Annotated in this window: 17 protein-coding genes and 3 pseudogenes; 7 read left to right on the top strand and 13 right to left on the bottom strand. The window is 59.6% G+C overall.

Annotated features, from left to right (window positions below):
* Positions 1-734 precede the first annotated feature (734 nt).
* Positions 735-1,400 carry a LysR family substrate-binding domain-containing protein gene (locus G8767_RS30780; protein ID WP_042926780.1) on the bottom strand — a complete coding sequence of 222 codons (666 nt, stop codon included), beginning with the start codon at positions 1,398-1,400 and terminating at the stop codon, positions 735-737.
* A gap of 353 nt (positions 1,401-1,753) precedes the next feature.
* Between G8767_RS30780 and G8767_RS30770 the strand changes: the two genes are divergently transcribed.
* From G8767_RS30770 to G8767_RS30750, 5 genes and pseudogenes are all read left to right on the top strand, one after another.
* Positions 1,754-2,341 (top strand): 2,4'-dihydroxyacetophenone dioxygenase family protein, encoded by a 588-nt coding sequence (locus G8767_RS30770; protein WP_051649802.1) that lies wholly within the window; start codon positions 1,754-1,756, stop codon positions 2,339-2,341.
* Between the two features lie 63 nt (positions 2,342-2,404).
* Positions 2,405-2,650 (top strand): annotated as a pseudogene (locus G8767_RS36035) (group II intron maturase-specific domain-containing protein); the annotation flags it as partial.
* Between the two features lie 178 nt (positions 2,651-2,828).
* A pseudogene (locus tag G8767_RS30760) lies at positions 2,829-3,979 on the top strand (IS3 family transposase).
* Between the two features lie 70 nt (positions 3,980-4,049).
* Positions 4,050-4,472, top strand: coding sequence for a DUF4383 domain-containing protein (locus G8767_RS30755; RefSeq protein WP_042926785.1), 423 nt, complete (start codon positions 4,050-4,052; stop codon positions 4,470-4,472).
* Positions 4,473-4,542: 70 nt separating this feature from the next.
* Positions 4,543-6,027: an FAD-dependent oxidoreductase gene (locus G8767_RS30750; RefSeq protein ID WP_149357460.1), complete on the top strand. Its 1,485-nt coding sequence runs from the start codon at positions 4,543-4,545 to the stop codon at positions 6,025-6,027.
* A 37-nt stretch (positions 6,028-6,064) separates the two neighbouring features.
* Here G8767_RS30750 and G8767_RS30745 read toward each other — a convergent pair whose 3' ends face one another.
* The 8 genes from G8767_RS30745 to G8767_RS30710 all read right to left on the bottom strand — a co-directional run bounded on the left by G8767_RS30745 (position 6,065) and on the right by G8767_RS30710 (position 12,040).
* The gene (locus tag G8767_RS30745; protein WP_166813631.1) at positions 6,065-6,277 is read right to left on the bottom strand and encodes a hypothetical protein; all 213 of its coding nucleotides are present in this window, start codon (positions 6,275-6,277) and stop codon (positions 6,065-6,067) included.
* Between the two features lie 204 nt (positions 6,278-6,481).
* Entirely contained in the window at positions 6,482-6,934 is a 453-nt protein-coding gene (locus tag G8767_RS30740) for a TspO/MBR family protein (protein ID WP_081377661.1), read from the bottom strand.
* Positions 6,935-7,144: 210 nt separating this feature from the next.
* Positions 7,145-7,702, bottom strand: a complete 558-nt coding sequence (locus G8767_RS30735) for a type 1 glutamine amidotransferase domain-containing protein (protein WP_070160368.1) — start codon at positions 7,700-7,702, stop codon at positions 7,145-7,147.
* A gap of 46 nt (positions 7,703-7,748) precedes the next feature.
* The gene (locus tag G8767_RS30730) at positions 7,749-7,937 is read right to left on the bottom strand and encodes a hypothetical protein (protein WP_024488145.1); all 189 of its coding nucleotides are present in this window, start codon (positions 7,935-7,937) and stop codon (positions 7,749-7,751) included.
* Positions 7,938-8,021: 84 nt separating this feature from the next.
* Complete coding sequence (locus G8767_RS30725) at positions 8,022-8,747, bottom strand: galactosyltransferase-related protein (RefSeq protein ID WP_346843054.1); 726 nt, start codon at positions 8,745-8,747, stop codon at positions 8,022-8,024.
* A gap of 112 nt (positions 8,748-8,859) precedes the next feature.
* A complete protein-coding gene (locus G8767_RS30720) occupies positions 8,860-9,867 on the bottom strand; it encodes a glycosyltransferase (protein ID WP_019749554.1) in 1,008 nt (335 codons plus the stop codon).
* Positions 9,867-10,991: a glycosyltransferase family 4 protein gene (locus G8767_RS30715; RefSeq protein WP_042926228.1), complete on the bottom strand. Its 1,125-nt coding sequence runs from the start codon at positions 10,989-10,991 to the stop codon at positions 9,867-9,869. The genes G8767_RS30720 and G8767_RS30715 overlap by 1 nt, the downstream gene beginning before the upstream one ends.
* The gene (locus tag G8767_RS30710) at positions 10,988-12,040 is read right to left on the bottom strand and encodes a glycosyltransferase (RefSeq protein WP_042926251.1); all 1,053 of its coding nucleotides are present in this window, start codon (positions 12,038-12,040) and stop codon (positions 10,988-10,990) included. Before G8767_RS30710 ends, G8767_RS30715 begins: the two co-directional genes overlap by 4 nt.
* 502 nt (positions 12,041-12,542) lie before the next feature.
* On the opposite strand from G8767_RS30710, the pseudogene G8767_RS30705 reads away from it, so the two are divergent.
* A pseudogene (locus G8767_RS30705) lies at positions 12,543-13,397 on the top strand (ornithine decarboxylase); the annotation flags it as partial.
* Here the strand turns inward: G8767_RS30705 and G8767_RS30700 are convergent.
* Both G8767_RS30700 and G8767_RS30695 read right to left on the bottom strand, forming a co-directional pair.
* Positions 13,360-13,932: a sigma-70 family RNA polymerase sigma factor gene (locus G8767_RS30700; protein WP_240952925.1), complete on the bottom strand. Its 573-nt coding sequence runs from the start codon at positions 13,930-13,932 to the stop codon at positions 13,360-13,362. The pseudogene G8767_RS30705 and the gene G8767_RS30700 overlap by 38 nt on opposite strands.
* 190 nt (positions 13,933-14,122) lie before the next feature.
* A complete protein-coding gene (locus tag G8767_RS30695) occupies positions 14,123-14,260 on the bottom strand; it encodes a hypothetical protein (protein WP_157838974.1) in 138 nt (45 codons plus the stop codon).
* Between the two features lie 328 nt (positions 14,261-14,588).
* Between G8767_RS30695 and G8767_RS30690 the strand changes: the two genes are divergently transcribed.
* The gene (locus G8767_RS30690) at positions 14,589-14,936 is read left to right on the top strand and encodes a MerR family transcriptional regulator (protein ID WP_019749546.1); all 348 of its coding nucleotides are present in this window, start codon (positions 14,589-14,591) and stop codon (positions 14,934-14,936) included.
* Positions 14,937-15,051: 115 nt separating this feature from the next.
* On the opposite strand, the gene G8767_RS30685 is transcribed toward G8767_RS30690, so the two are convergent.
* Positions 15,052-16,316 (bottom strand): IS3 family transposase gene (locus tag G8767_RS30685; protein ID WP_231783803.1). Its coding sequence is split into 2 segments (ribosomal slippage): positions 15,052-16,013 and positions 16,013-16,316, totalling 1,266 coding nucleotides; the frame shifts between segments, so codons are not numbered across the junction.
* 251 nt (positions 16,317-16,567) lie between these two features.
* Positions 16,568-16,849: a transposase gene (locus G8767_RS30680; protein ID WP_042926232.1), complete on the bottom strand. Its 282-nt coding sequence runs from the start codon at positions 16,847-16,849 to the stop codon at positions 16,568-16,570.
* Positions 16,850-16,878 lie beyond the last annotated feature (29 nt).

Below are 16,878 nucleotides of genomic sequence, written 5' to 3'. Positions count from 1 at the left end.
CAAATGTTGTATCAACGATGGCAACTACGGGGAGCAGGTGCGCTGGTGACGAGAGACCGAAGACAGTACGACTTCGAGACCAAACTCGAGATCGTGCGTCGCCACGTCAACGGAGAGTCCGGAAGGGTTCTGGCCGAAGAATACGACTTACCCTCGCCCACAACGGTAGCGAACTGGACTGTCATCTACCGACGCGACGGTGAGGACGGGTTACGCCCGAAGAGGCGCGGCAGGCCTCCAACCGATCGCGGGGATTCCCCTGACGAAAAGCGAGCGCGAGATCTGCGGTTTTGGTCCAGGCAAAGGGTTTCGGATTCTCGTTCCAGGCGGCGATTCATTCCCGCACGTCCTTCTCGAGTGCTGTGACATAGGTGGGTATTTCCGCGACTGAGCCGGTGCCGGTGGTCGTAGAACGTCGATCTGGGGAGGTGCGCGATCTGAAGCAAGAGGGGTAGCGGGTTGTGCGCCTTGAAATCATCGACAGCTCGAACTTTCAGCGTCGTTCCTGCAACCTCAAGGCCCGCAATTTTTCCCAGTACGCGACCTCAGCGCGAAGCCGTTCGTTCTCCGCGCGCAGTGGAAATCCTCACTTCGCTCGCAAAATATGTTGAACAAATTTCAGGCGCAGGACACTAGTGGCGGACATACCCGCACTCAGCAACGGACCCCGAGTCGTGCGCGCAGAGCGATACGACGAAGTAGGACACCTCTAATTCCCTCGCCGGAGGCTCGGATCATCTCACAGCGTGAACTAGTGCGTTGATCGTTACCCGTTCCTCCAAGGGCGTGATGAGAACTATCTGCGTCGGGTCAATATCGGAGATCGGGCGATACACGATGTCCTGTCGAGAAAATGCGGCGACGAGGCTTTCGGCGGTGACAGCGACTACATCGCTGGTCGCGACGACTTCGAGCATCTCCTCGACTCCGTGCACTAGCGGACCGTAGGTAACAGGGCTTCCATCCGGGCGCGGATCGACTGACCACCATCGCCGCCAACCCTCCGGGACATTATCGGTATCAACCTGAACAACCTCGGCCAGATCGGACGCTTTCAGTTCACTTTTCGCTGCGAGGCGATGATTGGCCGACATGGCCAGGACTCGCTGTTCGGTGAGGACGGGAAATGCGCGAATGTGTGTCGTATCCAACGGTGGGCGTGCAAACACGACATCGACGCGGCCGTCGAGGATGGCGAGGACTTGTTCACCCCAACCCACTTGGAGGAGTTCAATTTTGATATCGGGCACAGCATTTCGCAGTTTGTCCAAAATCTCGCGAGTGCGAGAGCCTGCGACTGTGGCAAAGAATCCGATCCGAATCTGTTGTTGTGCAGCGCGGCGATGCCGGCGAACGACACCGATTGCTTGATCATGCACGGACAGCAAATTGATGGCCATGGGAAGAAACTCTGAGCCCGCATCGGTAAGCCTCGCGCCGCGATGATCCCGCTCGAACAGTCGTACACCGATCTCATGCTCTAGTTTGCTGATCTGCTGGGACAGTGACGGCGTCGCGACGCGCAGAATTTCCGCGGCCCGTGTGTAGGTGCCGGCCTAGGCGAGAGCAACGAAGTAGCGCAGCACCCGAGTATTGAGGTCAGGGATGGATTGCACGCTATCGTCCCCTACTGCGGTTGAAGTGGCACGTTAGTCGAAACCTAACGACCCTGTGAACTCTGGTCATGGACGTCTCCTGTGCGCCGAGGCAAGTTTGTCAGTGGAATGTGACACCCCCCACAGACAGGCTAATCATGACACTGAGCACAGACGCCCGAACCCATCAGGGCCCCAGCCCGGCCCAACCGGCGGTTCCCAACGAGGGTTCCGACATCGACCCGGCACAGAATCCACCAGTTGCCGAAATCTTCAGTCGCGCAGTTGGGCCCGTGACCGAACCGACCAACAGTCTGGCTTCGCGGGTCACAAACTGCGACAGCATTTCGTGGACCCCGTTTCCGATGCCTGGAACCTCGTTCAAGCTTCTCAACATCAATGAGACGACTGGCGCCACCACCATTTTGCTGAACGTCTCCGAAGGGGCTGAGGCGCCGTTGCACCGCCATCTCGGCGGTGCGGAGGCCTACAACATCTTCGGCACATGGGCATACGAGGGAGAGGTCGACCCAATCGGACCGAACTGTTACGTATACGAACCCGCCGGGATCGTGCACCTGCCGAAACAGGAATCCGAATCGTTGATGTTGGGGATCTTCCACGGGCCGATCGTCGGGTACGACGACGACGGCAACGTCGCCGGCATCATTACCGCAGACTTGCTGTGGGATCTCGCCGAGGCCAACGGCGCTATTGCTCACCTACCGGCCCGCACCGGCCGCTGACAAAGGGGCCGAGTCCATGACACGACTGGCGGGAAAGACCGCATTCATCACCGGAGCCGCTCGATGAGTGTCTACACCTATCCGTCGAAGAAGGCGTTGCTTTCGATCATGGCGAAGGTGCGGGCACTGACAAAGAAGGCACGTCATCAAGGCTTGGCTGATCTCCTCGGACGCCTCAATCCGGTGCTCCGAGGATGGTGTGCGTATTTCCGTCACGGTGTGTCGAAAGCGACCTTCGGGTACCTCGATTCCTTTGCCTGGCATCGGGTTACCCAATGGCTGCTCAAACGGCACAAACGGATCACGTGGGCGGATCTCTATCGGCGTTTCCTGACCGGCAGGCCAGGTAATCGTCCGCAAGAGAACGGGATCATCATGTTCGATACCATGAATCGCACCGGCGAGTCCGGAGACTTTGATGTGCCCCGAGTTTTCCGGAGTTCGTTTGTTTTACTTCAGGCATTGATGCACCCGAGAGAGGTTCACGATGCCCCGACGTTATCCACCCGAGTTCCGCCGGAAAGTTCTCGATCTGTTGAAGTCAGGACGCACGGTTGCCGAGGTCGCCGCAGGTCTCGATGTCACCGAACAGACCATCTACAACTGGCGCAACCAGGAGCTCATCGATTCCGAACAGAAGCCGGGGCTGAGCTCGATCGAGAGCGCCGAACTCGCCGCCGCCCGCCGCCGCATCGCTCAACTGGAGACCGAACTCGCCATCGCCACACGGTCCACCGAGTTACTGAAGTCGGTGGTGCTCCCAAAAGGCGGTTCGAAGCGATCGAAGTGATGGCCAAGGAAGGACTACCCGTGCAGACGGCATGCCGGGTTCTGGAGGTGTCCGAGTCCGGTTTCTACGAGTGGCGAAACCGGCCACCCTCGGAACGCTCACTGCGACATGCCTGGCTGACACAGCTGATCACCGAGGTTCACACCGCCTCCCATGGCACCTACGGCGCCCGGCGTGTTCATGCCGAACTTACCCTTGGTCACGGCATTGCTGTTGGACACGGCTGTGTCGAACTCTTGATGAGAACTGCTGGTGTGAAAGGACTTCCGGGAAACAAACGTGCGCGTTCCAAGCATCAGACTCCGACCGCGAGCGATCTCGTGGACCGCAAGTTCACCCGCGACGAACCGAACAAGCTGTGGGTCACGGATATTACGGAACATCCCACGCGCGAAGGGAAAATCTACTGCGCTGTTGTCTTGGATACGTTTTCGAGGCGAGTCGTGGGGTGGTCTATCGATAGTTCTCAGACGGCGACGTTGGTGACGAACGCTCTGGGAATGGCTATTTCGAATCGGGGTCCGACGCCCGGTACGTTGATACATTCTGACCACGGAGTTCAGTTCACATCTTGGGCGTTCACCCGCCGGGCCCACGACTCGGGCCTGGTCCCGTCGATGGGATCGATCGGCGATTGCTATGACAATGCCGTGATCGAATCTTTCTGGGGCAGAATGCAAACCGAACTCTTGAATCGGAAACGATGGAGAACGAGGATCGAACTGGCCAACGCTATGTTCGAGTACCTCGAGATCTTCCACAATCGCCAACGCCGGCACAGTGCCCTCGGGATGCTGACCCCGATCGAGTTCGAGAACGTACACTTCACACGTCAACCCGTAGCCTGAAGTCAAATATGACGACTCCACGAAACTCGGGGCACATCATCTCCGGACTCGCCGGTGCGATTCAGTACAGATAGCCGCGGCGGCCGTGGGTGCGGTGTTTTTACTAGTTGGAATCCTCGGCTTTATTCCCGGTGTGACAACCGATTACGACATGCTGGCCGGAGCGGGCCATCATTCAGGTGCGAAGCTTTTCGGGATTTTCGAAGTCTCCTTTTTACACAACGTGGTTCATCTGGTCTTCGGTGTGGCGGGTGTGGCGATGGCTCGTATGGCTCGCACCGCACAGACGTATCTCATTGGCGGCGGAATCATCTACTTGGCGTTGTGGATCTACGGCCTGCTGATCGACCAAGACAGTTCCGCCAACTTTGTTCCGGTCAACGATGCCGACAACTGGTTGCACTTCGGACTCGGGGTCGGCATGGTGGCACTCGGATTCTTGACTCCCCGTCTCGCGCGGCGAGAAAGCCGCACGGACAGCCCGATTCGGTGAATTCTCCGCAATTGCGACGAGATGCCGGCGGCCACGTTTCTCATACGGTAGCGATGGGCAACCGTCGGTCATGACCTCCCTGTGGCTCGAAGGGGCGCGCCCCGAGTACTCATCCGAATTCACCGAGCGCGAATACGACACCGTTGTCGTCGGGGCCGGTATGACTGGTGTGGTTACGGCTTTGCTGTTCGCACGGGCCGGTCATGAGGTGGCGTTACTCGAATCCAGGACCGTCGGAGCTGTCACAACCGGCAATACGACTGGCAAGATCAGTTTGCTCCAAGGCACTCGACTTTCGAGTATTGCAAAAAAGCACTCACCGTCGGCGGTGCGCTCGTACGTCGAGGCCAATCGGGAGGGACAGCAGTGGCTGCTGCGCTACTGCGCCGACAGTTCTTTAGCAGTGCAACGTGAATCAGCTTTCACGTACACCACCAGCACCGACGGAACCGTCTCCCTACGGGAAGAATTGGATGCAGCGCGTGCGGCGGGCCTCGATGCCCACTGGACCGACGCGGTCGAATTACCGTTCCCGGTGGTTGGCGCGCTCCGCTTGGATGATCAAGCGCAGTTCGACGCAGTCCAGGCACTCGACGCGCTGATCCGGGAATTCGTCCGGCGGGGTGGGACCTTGCACGAAGGGACCCGGGTCAGGACCGTGCACGGCAATCGTCATCGACGTTCGGTGCATACGAACCACGGCGTAGTCACCGCTGCTCGAGTCGTGATCGCCACGGGAACACCAATACTCGATCGAGGCGGATTCTTTGCCCGCTTAGAACCACAACGCAGCTACGCAGCTGCCTTCGCAGTTCCCGGCGATATTCCACGAGGAATGTACCTATCTGTCGACGAACCGAAACGGTCAATTCGTTACGCTCCGCGCAATGACAGCAACTTGCTGCTCGTCGGTGGTAACGGGCATCCCGTCGGGCGCGCAGCATCGCCGTCACAGTGTCTGCAAGAGTTGATCGATTGGACTGGCAAGACCTTCCCCGGCGCCGAACTGACCCATTCCTGGTCTGCACAGGACTACCGGCCTGTGAACGAACTCCCTTATGCCGGGGAACTTTTGCCGGGAGATCCCTCGCTTCTCATTGCTACCGGTTACGCGAAGTGGGGAATCACCAACTCGGTCGCTGCCGCGCTGGCACTGGTCACGAGCGTCCTCGGTACCGGAGCGCAGTGGTCGGCAATCTATTCGCCGTGGGATTGGAATCAAGTATCGGGAGTGCCCCATACTGTTCGGGTCAATGCTGAAGTGGCTATTCACCTGGCGGGCGGCTGGGTAAAGCCTTTGTTCGATCGACTCGCGCGCAAGGACCCGGGATCCGACAGCCATGGCCAGGTCGTATGGGAAGGGCTTACGCCTGTTGCCCGAAGCACTGTATGCGGAGTGACGCAGGAGGTGTCCGCGGTATGCCCACATCTCGGCGGCATCGTGAGTTGGAACGATGCCGAACGATCTTGGGATTGTCCGTTGCACGGATCACGCTTCACCGCGAGCGGTGAGCTTCTGGAAGGTCCTGCAACCGAAGATCTCTCACCTTCGTGAGCTGGATCGCCCTCAGCTCATTCCACGGCCTCGCGCTCTAACCGGCATGGTGCTTTCGGACAGTTCCGCGATACCCACCATTCGGCAATTTTGTCGGATACAGCGTTCCGTCGCCAGCATATCGCTCGACCTTGACCCCTTTACTCACACCGTGATTGGCTTTCGTGGCCTCCTGGATTGCCTCATTGTCCGATCCGAAATACTCGTCGAGAGTCGAACCGTCCGGCATCGTGACCCGATAGAGGTCCATCTCGTCATCCTTGCTTCCGCATCATGGTTGGAACGGGGTACGTCGAGCCGGTTACGGCTCGCGCTTTCCTGTGAATCGTTTGCGCGCGACTACGAACGCGACTGCACCGACCAGAATAAGAATCACCAATATCTCCATGCCGGACAACTACCCGATCCCGGATGAAGGCAATCATCGGTCCCTGAGACTCGTCCATGAGCACAATTACCGCCGGTTCTCGAGCCAAACAGCTGTCGACAAGACCGTCGCAAATGCACACCAAAACGGGTACGGCGCCAATGCCACTCCCGCCGCTCGTCTGATCGGAAGTGTTCGTCGCGCCAATTCTGCGCTGCTTACAGTCAGGATGGCTGCGACGACGGCTGCTGTACGAAGTCGATGTGAGCGGAAGAACACCCAACTCCAGCCGGCGTTTATGAGGAGGTTGATCGCCAGTACTCGGGTGTAGTCGCGAGCGGCGGTCTCGTCCCCCTTCTCGGTGAGGCGCGCAAGAGTCAGCGCCGTGCTGACTGCGATGTCGGCGTACAAAACAGTCCACACGACGGGGAAGGCAACGGGTGGCGGCTGAAATGAGGGCTTGCGCAGCTTCTCGAACCACGCGCTTTGTGCTGGTCTCCCCGATGCAACTGAGCCGACAACGGCGGCCGCCGTCGTCATTGTCGCAGTGCGCGGTAGCCATTTCCTGAAGGAGCGGCGACTCTCGGGCATTGGTCAACTCCTGGCGCCTAATGTTTTGACGATACTTTGAAGGCACAACCACTATGAGCGTCTTCGGCACTCCATCGGTACTCGCGTCGGGCGACCGTCCGCTCTTCGCCGCACGAGGTGATGATCGCGATTTTTCGTCCGATCACCATGTCAAGGGTCTCAGACAGTCGCAAGTGTATCGGTGAGTTTCGCGCAGAACGCGGGTAAATCATCGGGCCTGCGGCTCGATATCAAGGTATTCGGGCCAGAAGTACAGACCACGACTTCTTGGTCTATCCACGTGCCGCCGGCGTTCGTGATATCGGTGCGCAAACTAGGCCACGAGGTCAGCGTACGACCGGCCACCACGCCGGCTTCGACCAGCGTCCACGGTCCGTGGCAGATTACTGCGACAGGCTTTCCGGCATCGAAAAAACTCCGGGCGAACGCCACCGCGTCGGGATTCATGCGGAGAAAATCAGGGTTGGCCACACCGCCCGGCAGGACGAGAGCGTCGTATTCGGACGACTCCGCCGACTCGACCACCGCGTCCACGTCGAAGACGTCAGCTTTGTCGAGATGGTTGAACGCCTGGATTGTGCCGGATTCTGTCGAAACAATCGACGGCTGAGCGTGTTCGGCAACCAAAGCGTCCCAGGGATCCGTCAACTCGATCTGTTCGACTCCCTCCGTCGCCACGAGAAATGCCACTTTCTTCCCTGTGAGTTGTTGACTCATGCTTGAACGTCCTTCCTCATCTTCGTCGCATCCGTTGAGCGACTGCTCAGCTGGATGCGCCCTCGGTGTCGTCGAAGAACGACCATTCGCCATCATGCTGAACTTCCATACGCCATCCCAGTTCCGAGTTGTCGGCGCGGGCATCTACAAACCAGGCGTGGGCGTCGTCAGCGCTTTCGATGTCGCGCGTCGCGGTGACGTCGCCTGCAGGATTGATCACTCTGTATGTAGCCATTCGGGTCGGCTTCCCCAGTCGATGTTTTCTTAATCATCCGTCGGGATGTCGTGGTAGATCTGCACCACGGTGGTTCACGAAGCTCTAGTTCCGAATCCGCACCCAGGTTTGAAGGTCTGGTCGGTACTCCACGAGACCCCTCTCTTCGAATGCATCGATCCATCCTTGCATCGGCCACTGCCCCCAACGCTGATGAAACACCTGCGCATTGGTCAAGATGTCGTCAAGGTGCTCGATGGGTGGATCGGACACGTGGTGGAATTGATGGTAGGCATCAGCTCCTCCGACCCAGGTCAATTTCACGCCCTTGTCTCGGGCGGACCAGGCGAAATCGGTGTCCTCTCCGCCGTACCCGCGGTATTCCTCGCAGAAGCCTTGCAAGGCAAGCCATGTCGGTACAGTGACCGCGAACGATAACGACCAGAAGAGATTGAAGTCGTCCCCGTGGAGGACCGTCCCGGCGGGGGGCGCTGGCCTTGCTGGATGTGGATTGTGCAGCAGTGCCATCTCATCCGGAGTAATCGGCGACGACAACGGCTGCGTCAAGTAAGTAACCGGTCCGCAGAACAGTGAGGCAGTAGAATTCTCCTCACTTGCCGTCTCGTGATATCGAGCGAGCAGTGTTGGCGCCGCAATGCAATCGACGTCGAGAAATACGAGCAGCTCGGCTCCGTGACATCGAGCTTTCGCTGCCCCAATGTTTCGGGCACGGGCGAGCGGAAGAGGATCCCCTTCTGGAACGTCGATCTCCACGACGCGAGCCGAGCTTCTCTCTTGCGCGACTATGTTTTTCACCATCTCGTCGCCCATCGCGACGATGATGTGCGAGTACGGCAGGGTCGTACTGGCAGCGAGGCCACGCAGGTGCATTCGCAAGTGCTCGTGACGCCCGTGCACGATCGTGATCACCGCTGTCCTCACGTCAGCGGGCCGTGTGCCGTCTCGCGACTGACTCGATGACTCGCGCCGCGCGGTCAGCAGCACCCGTGGTCCGCCACTTGGACCAGCCTGCGCGATCGAGAGCCTGCGCCTGCGTGATCAAATCGGGCCAGGATTCGAGTGCCGGCCATTCCTTCAGCGTCACGGCGAGATTGTGCATGGACAGGGCTCCAGCGGTCGCGACCTGTTCTCCGAAGGGACGTTCTTGTGCGATCACGATGGCAGGCTTACCGGCGATCGCGATGTCGGCCACCGCGTTCTGGCCTGCGTGCGAGACCATGATATCGCTCGAGCAGATGTCCGGCCAGGGATCTGCAACCCACGTCCCTCCCGGCAATCCGATCCCTGTCCAGTGGAAGGAACGATGCTGCGCCGCAGCAGCTTGAACGTCAGCGTTCGAGACCGCTGATCCGCCGGCGCCGCTCAACACCACAACTCGAGGAGACAGGGAAGTGTCGACGGTCCGAGATACGCACTCCCGATCCTCGAAGCGGCTGATACCTCCCACGTAAGTCGTCTTGTGCGCATGGGGGTGGAGCCAAGTCGGGTCGTAGACCTCGTGGGGCCAGGCGGCGATGATGTGATCAGCAAGTCGATACGCGAGCTGGTGGGCGGCATCGGTCCTGTCGCCTGGCATCGCCACTACGATGACGGGGACACCCATCAATCGAATGAATGTTGCAATTTCGACGGATACATCCACGACAACGGCATCGGGACGCGCGGTCGCTACCCAACGGGCGACTCGGGCCATCCGAGAACGAAGCCCGGTTTCGTGGATCGGTGCCCAATGAAGAGCATCGTTGGCCGTGGGGTCAACCTCGTGCGCGTCGCCGTAGTCGAGTTGCAACTGAACATGGTCGTCGAAGGCCTCCACTGCAACTGAATGGGCACTGGTGAGCGCGGTGACGTCGAGGCTCAGTTTTCTTGCGATCGACGCGGCACGGGTGAGATGGCCTCGCCCGTGATGGTGGATGTAGTAACCGATCATCAGCTTGCTCGACGCGTTGTGGCAGCGGGTGCCGCTGGGTGTGTATCGGACTGTATTGGAGCAGAGCAGATTTCGTCGTACAGTGCGACATACCGGTCCACCATTCTTCGTTCCGAACAGTGGTTCACAGCTCGCGCCCGAGCGTGCTGTCGAGCCAGCTGTTTAGCCTCGCCGATCGCGACGGACAGCGCAGCCACATCGTCGGCTGGGACCAACCGACCGCAATCCGGCGTGAGTATTTCCGGTATGCCACCCCGACTGTAAGCCACGACCGGGGTACCGCAGGCAAGCGCCTCGGCGACGACCAACCCGTAGGGCTCGTCCCACTGCGGGGTCACAAGTGCCACTGCAGACGTCCCTACCGCGTCAACAAGATCGTCAGTCATCAGATGACCGAGGTATCGAACAGAGCCGCCGAGGTGTGGTTCAATTCGCTCTCTGAAATACGTATGGTCACTGATCGGCCCGGCTAGTACCAACGGCATACCGGCTTCCCTGGCGGCCGCAATCGCATGGTGTGCACCCTTTTCCGGAACAAGGCGCCCAAACCAGATCAGTCGATGTCCGCCAGGTCCCTCAGTCCATTGATCGGTATCAACTCCGTTGTGCACGACCTCGACGTCGCCGGCTGCCTGTTTCCATGAATCGGCGGTGAAACGACTCACTGCAGCAAACCGACCAGGAGACCCCCCTGCCGCGATTGCTGATTCCAGCCACGGAGTCGGCGGCGTGTGCAAAGTGGTGAGCACTGGAGCACTCAGCGTGGAAGCCATCGCCACTGGGAGGTAGTGCAGGCTGTGGTTGTGGATGACGTCGAAGCTCTCCGTATAGTCACGCGAGAGGCGGAGCATCAGGTCGAGATAGGCATGGTGTTCTTGCATGAAATACTCTGCCGGCATGGAGATGTCAGTCCTGGCCGCCGTGCTGATGCGGGCTGGACGGACATCGATCAGCTCGCAAGCGAGTTCCGGATCCGAACCATGCCCGGCGAAAAGCGTGACATCGTGGCCGGCTTTTCGCAGAGCTGCGGCCAGGTGCCATACGTGAGCTTCGAGACCGCCGGCGAACGGTTGGGTGACGGGATAGCGACTCGATGCGATCAGAGCTATGCGTAACGCGCTCATGCGAGAGCCTTTTCATAGATTTCGCGGTGAGCAGAGGCAAGAAAACGACGCTGCCTGGCACGCATTCCCACGGAAAGACGCACGGGCTCTGCCGAATACAATTCGCGAACGCATCGATCCAGCGACTCCTGGTCGAAATGATGCTCGTCGAACCCGTAGATTTTGCAGTCCTGTTGTTGTGAGTAGAACCCACAGCTGGGAGCGATGACGGATGTCCCGAGGTCGTAACATGCCTCCAGCCATCCAGAATGCGTACCAAATCGATACGGCAAGACCGAAACCGACAGAGACATCAGATATCGCCACAGCTCGTCGTCGGTGAAATACGGATGTACCACGACCTCGACACCCGGTAGATCCTCGTATTCCAAGAGTTTCTTCGACGCCTGCGGTGCATACCAGTGATTGTCGGGATCGAAGATCTCATCATGGATGTTCACCACCAATCGCGCACCGGGCAACGTCGCAATCGTCGAGCACAGAGTGTTCAACACCGGAAAGGGATCCATGTTGGGACGCAGGCTTTTCACGTGCACTCCCACGGTGAATTGTGTTCCAGGAGGTCGCGCAAGACCGAATTTGTCCAATTCGATCACATGAGGATGAGGCAGCACTGTACATTCTCTCCCCCAATCATTCGCAACCGATGCCGCCGCCCCCGGTGTCAAGGTGATCAGGGAGTCCGCCGCCGGGATCAACACGTCCAGGATCTCGCGGTGCGGCTCGGGATCGGGATGGTGCGGATTTCGCAGGTCATGCACCGTATAGACCAAGGGGATTTCGTGACTGTGTAACTCGTGAACGATGTCCTCCATAACCTGCGGTGCGATCGCGTCGAAACCGAAGTGAACATGGAAAAGATCAAATAGGTGATGATGCTCGCGGATCCATCCCGGATCGAGCATCACGGGAGGCCACCAGCCGCCGGGAACCTTGCGGCCATCTGCGGGGATCGGATCGTCAAGACGAACGACGCCGTCCGTTCCCATGTGCGGTGCCAGATGCCGTACGTACACGTGCGACGCAGGAACAGACGCAACCCGAATCACGTCTGCAGTTCCGGCCACGTCGTCAACTCGAACCACGTCGACTTGTGTAGACAAATCAAAATCGGTCGACAACCGATCGCCGGGACGTGCTTGCCCGTTCATCTCACTCCTTGCATCAGGTCAGGGCGCGCTCGCGCCGAAGAGACGAGAAGACGGCTGTTTCTCGCTTCAACGGCTGGTTCCTCAACCGCGATACCTCATCACCATATCGTAGATGCGTCTGTTGGATTTGCTTGAGGCGGAACGTGTTTCGTGCCGCACGCCTGAACGCGACGGGCGCACTTCCCGGGGTCGACCTAGCGTTACCCATTTTTCGCGTAATTCACACAAGCGAAGAGCATCCTGCGATTTGGGCTCACCCGAAGCCGCGTTTCATGCACGCGCCTCATTCTCGAAATCGCAGTCGCCTCGGCCGCCGTGACAATCGCTTGGTGCCGGGGAGCGCTCGCCAACGGATGCTGATGCTGGTGAAGAACAGCTCACCTGTACGGCTCGTTGTTTCGTGTACGGGTTCACCCCACCGGGGCACAGACAAGGGCGCGGCACGGACCGGCGGGTACTCGATGTACTCGGGCGGGAGCCGTTCCACGACGACGTTCTCGCTACGTCCGGCCTCGACGACCGCCGATCGTCGAACAACTACCTTGCAGATGCCGAACGATTGATGGCCGATGCGGTGGGCGCGGACTATGCGTTCTTCTCGACCTGCGGTAGTTCACTGTCCGTCAAGGCAGCAATGATGGCAGTCGCGGGCAACGATCCCGGTGGGCTGCTGCTCAGTCGAGACAGTCACAAGTCGATCGTCGCGGGGCTGATCTTTGCCGGCATCACTCCCCGATGGATAACCCCGCAATGGGATGCTGCGCACCATATTTCGCATCCCCCTTCCCCTTCCCAAGTGCGCGACGCGTGGGAAAAGAACCCGGACGCGGCGGGGGCGCTGATCGTCAGCCCGAGTCCGTACGGCACCTGCGCAGACCTAGCCGCGATCGCAGACGAATGCCACCGCAGAGGTAAACCCTTGATCGTCGACGAGGCGTGGGGTGCACATCTCCCTTTTCACGAAGGATTGCCCACCTGGGCGATGGATGCAGGAGCGGACGTCTGCGTGGTCAGTGTGCACAAGATGGGGATGGGTTTCGAACAGGGGTCGGTCTTCCACGTCCAGGGAGATCTTGTCGACACTGCTCACCTGTCGGCGTGCGCCGATCTGTTGATGACCACGAGCCCCAACGTCATGATCTATTCAGCTCTCGACGGATGGCGCCGTCAGATGGTCGAGACCGGACACGAGTTGTTGGATACAGCGCTGACATTGGTCACCTCGCTTCGTGACGACATCGAACAACTCCCAGATCCGTTTGTTGGTTGTCAATGCCTTCGAGGGCAGAGTCGAAGTCTCCCAAGGTGTCTGCGATCGTCCGTCCGTCGTTGACGGTTGCGGCATCGAGGGACGCCGCGTGATAGGAATCGCCGGCGGCGACGATCTCCGCGATCTCGGCAGGTTCCACTTCGAGTTCTTTTGCCAGTTCCGGCACGGTGGGTTCGCGTCCGAGGGCTTGAGTGAGGGAAGAGCGGGCCTTGTTGAGCGCGAGATAGTTTTCCTGCAACGAGCGCGGAACACGGACGTCCCAGCCGCGGTCCCGGAAATGTTTGCGCACTTCACCCACCATCGTCGGAAACGCGAAGGCTAGGAAGTCTTTGCCCTTGGCGAGATCGAAGCGGTTCACCGCACTGACAAGACCGACGCTGGCGGCCTGTACGAGGTCCTCGTGGGCTTGTCCGCGACCGCGGTATCGCAAGGCGATGTTCCGGGTCAGTGGTAGACACGACTCGATGATCTGCGCACGTAGACGCTCGCGGTGCTCGTCGTCATTCGGTATTGAAGCCATCTGTTCGAAAAGGGCCGCAAGGTGCGTGTAGTCGGCGTCTCGCGTGTGGGTGCTCATGAGAATGCCAATCCTTTTCCCCTTGTCATCGCCCTGGCAGAGTGCCTAGGGACAGTGGCCCCTCGCTGAGGTGAAGACACCGTCGTGTTGCCGGAACGGCGTACAGATCGTGTTGCCGACATCGTCGTCTCCTTCATTTTCGGGTGTTGATCGGCAGAACGCTCCAGAAAACCATCGCCGCGGCCCGAGCGACCACAGGCCCGCAGAGCGGCCCCAGCGCCGGGCAGGTGATGCCGTCGCCGTCGCGGGCGGTGGCCATGGCAGTGGTCATTCACGCTCCCGAAGTGCAAGTGCTCCAGCATGCATCAAAGTAATTGACTGTCATAAATCTATATCAGCCGATGCAGATAAAAGGCAACAGGTGAAACAGTGATCGACCCACAGCAATACGACTTCCGGGCCCAAACGTGCCCACTTATGCACGAAACCAGCATGCGCGGAATCTTTTCGGCTCCTTTCCCGGCGAGATCGGGTTCGCACGTCGAATGAAATCTGTGGCGTCGGAGATCAGGTTTTAGGTGCGGGAGGGCGGGGGGACGACGCACCAACATGTTAAGGTCGAGAGATATTCGGCTGGGTTAAAGGAGAGCGCTGAGGCATTGAAGGATCCAGCGCACGCCCACCGAGGGGTCTACGGAATTTCCGTGATGTCGGAACTGTCCGGAGTCGGCCCACAGACATTGAGACTCTACGAACGTCGCGGACTGTTGACCCCCGCACGCACCAGTGGCGGGACGCGGCGTTACAGCGCGGCGGACCTCGACAAACTGCGCCGTATTACCGCGTTGATCGGCGACGGAATCAACTTGACCGGAATCGGTGTCATTCTCTCACTTGAAACCGAGAACGCGATCCTGGCTGAACGGATCGCTCAGCTGAGCGAAACGGCCGTGGACACACCACCGGAAGTCACGCCCGAGACTGTTCAGCCCAGTTCGCGGGTGTAACGAATGCTGCCGAATTCCGCGTCGGCAACGACGATGTTTCCGTCAGATTCAAGCTGTTCGACCGCGGAGTCGAATGCGTCGATGTGAATCGCCCTGGGTCTGATGGAGGCTCTGGCTATTTGATTTCAACCAAGGCCTGCTCACCCTGCTCAGTAGCGTAGAACGTCTTCTCGTACTCTGCTGGCGGGATGTCGCCGCAGTGACCATGCAGCCGCCTGTGATTGTGCCAGTGCACCCACGACAGTGTCGCCAGTTCCACGTCGTCGATGCTGCGCCATGGACCAGGATGCGTTGGGCCGTAGATGAGTTCGTACTTGTAGTAGCCGTTCACGCTCTCGGCGAGAGCATTATCGTAGGAATCGCCCACGGTCCCGATCGACGGTATTGCACCGAGTTCGGCGAGCCGTTCGCCGTAGCGGACCGAGGTGAATTGACTGCCCGCATCGCTGTGGCAGCGCAGCCCGGTCAACCGTGTGCCGCGACTGAAGCGGGCCATCTCGATGGCGTCGAGCACTACCTGGGTGCGCATGTTCGCCGCGACGCGCCAGCCCACGATCATCCGAGAGTAAGCGTCGGTGATGAAGCAGACGTAGCCCATTCCCGCCCAGGTCGGGACGTGGGTGAGGTCGGTGACCCACAGTTGGTTCGGCTCAGTCGCAGTGAAATCCCGCCCAACCAGATCGGGGTGCCGATCCGCCCCGGCCGTTGCTCGGGTGGTACGCACCTTCTTCCCTCGCCGCACACCAGCGATCTGCTCGGCACGCATCAGCCGCGCGACCTGGTCACGGCCGACATCGATGCCCGATCTTCGGGCTGCTTTCCACAGCTTCCGCACCCCATATACCTGGTAATTCTCCTCCCACAACCCCCTTAGCGCCGGCCGCAACCGGCTATCGGAGACCGATCTAGCTGACGGCGGTCGGCTTTTGGTGGCGTAGTAGCTGCTCGGAGGTATCTGCAAGGCCTTGCAGATACGCTCGACCCCAAGCCTCCGACCCGCGATGACATCGCCGCGATTGGCATCGATGAACGCGGTCATCTCTTGTGCTGGCGGCCCTGCTCCGCCCCGAAGAAAGACGCCGCACGCTTCAATATCTCGTTGGCGCGCTGCAGTTCTCGGATTTCCTGCTCGAGTTGCTTGATCCGATCGGCCTCGGCGGTGCTCACTCCCACAGTCAGACCGTCATCGATATCGGCCTGCTTGACCCACGACCTGACGGACTCGACCCCGTAACCCAACTGCGAGGCAACCCGCGCTGTCGTCCCATGCTCGGTCCCCAGCTCGGCCCGCAACGCCCGGACCATCCGCACCGCACCGGCCTTCTCCTCCGGCGAATACCGCCGCATCGTCGGCCTCCCTGACACCCGTTCATTCGGCATGCTTCCATCCTCGTTTCCAAGGCCAGAAGTCTCCACCGAACCCAGAGCGATTCAGAACCCTTTTCGCTGGTTGGCTTTGGCCCAGTCCCGCAACCACTTCCGCAGATCGGCATCGGGATCGTCCGGGGTGTTTCTCGCAAGCTCTTTCCGTTGGGTCGATCGCGGTTGCCCGACGATTCTGCAGGCGAATCGCTGCGAGAGCCCCACTGTTTCCTGGAGCATGACGACAGCGTTTCGTTTGGAGGTCGGGCTCAGAATTTTCCCTTCGCGATCTCCTTGAGGGCAGCCTTTTCGAGCTCGGCTTCGGCGAGAAGCTTCTTGAGCAGGGCGTTCTCGTTCTTGAGTTCCTTGAACTCTTTGGCGTCGTCAGCCTTCATGCCGCCGTACTGTTTACGCCAGTTGTAGAGCGTCGGCACCGAGACATCGAGCTGTCGGGCGATTTCCTCGACGTCGGTGCCTTTGGCGGCGAGTTCGTCGCCGTGGCGCAGTTTTCGAATGATCTGTTCGGGCGTATGCCGTTTACGTCCAGCCACGAGATGAAGCCTTTCATGCCCTTGATCAG

Origin of the sequence: Rhodococcus sp. IC4_135 (assembly GCF_011602025.1) — a bacterium.
Lineage (GTDB): Bacteria > Actinomycetota > Actinomycetes > Mycobacteriales > Mycobacteriaceae > Rhodococcus_F > Rhodococcus_F baikonurensis.
This window is presented reverse-complemented; position numbering and strand designations above follow the sequence as displayed.

What these genes read in the sequence shown, in the direction of transcription:
- G8767_RS30700 (WP_240952925.1), bottom strand. Translation starts at nt 13,932, where the DNA reads ATGGCTTCAATACCGAATGACGACGAGCACCGCGAGCGTCTACGTGCG.
- G8767_RS30730 (WP_024488145.1), bottom strand. Translation starts at nt 7,937, where the DNA reads ATGGCTACATACAGAGTGATCAATCCTGCAGGCGACGTCACCGCGACG.
- G8767_RS30770 (WP_051649802.1), top strand. Translation starts at nt 1,754, where the DNA reads ATGACACTGAGCACAGACGCCCGAACCCATCAGGGCCCCAGCCCGGCC.
- G8767_RS30750 (WP_149357460.1), top strand. Translation starts at nt 4,543, where the DNA reads ATGACCTCCCTGTGGCTCGAAGGGGCGCGCCCCGAGTACTCATCCGAA.
- G8767_RS30745 (WP_166813631.1), bottom strand. Translation starts at nt 6,277, where the DNA reads ATGGACCTCTATCGGGTCACGATGCCGGACGGTTCGACTCTCGACGAG.
- G8767_RS30715 (WP_042926228.1), bottom strand. Translation starts at nt 10,991, where the DNA reads ATGAGCGCGTTACGCATAGCTCTGATCGCATCGAGTCGCTATCCCGTC.
- G8767_RS30695 (WP_157838974.1), bottom strand. Translation starts at nt 14,260, where the DNA reads ATGACCACTGCCATGGCCACCGCCCGCGACGGCGACGGCATCACCTGC.
- G8767_RS30720 (WP_019749554.1), bottom strand. Translation starts at nt 9,867, where the DNA reads ATGATCGGTTACTACATCCACCATCACGGGCGAGGCCATCTCACCCGT.
- G8767_RS30725 (WP_346843054.1), bottom strand. Translation starts at nt 8,747, where the DNA reads ATGGGCGACGAGATGGTGAAAAACATAGTCGCGCAAGAGAGAAGCTCG.
- G8767_RS30735 (WP_070160368.1), bottom strand. Translation starts at nt 7,702, where the DNA reads ATGAGTCAACAACTCACAGGGAAGAAAGTGGCATTTCTCGTGGCGACG.
- G8767_RS30780 (WP_042926780.1), bottom strand. Translation starts at nt 1,400, where the DNA reads ATGGCCATCAATTTGCTGTCCGTGCATGATCAAGCAATCGGTGTCGTT.
- G8767_RS30740 (WP_081377661.1), bottom strand. Translation starts at nt 6,934, where the DNA reads ATGACGACGGCGGCCGCCGTTGTCGGCTCAGTTGCATCGGGGAGACCA.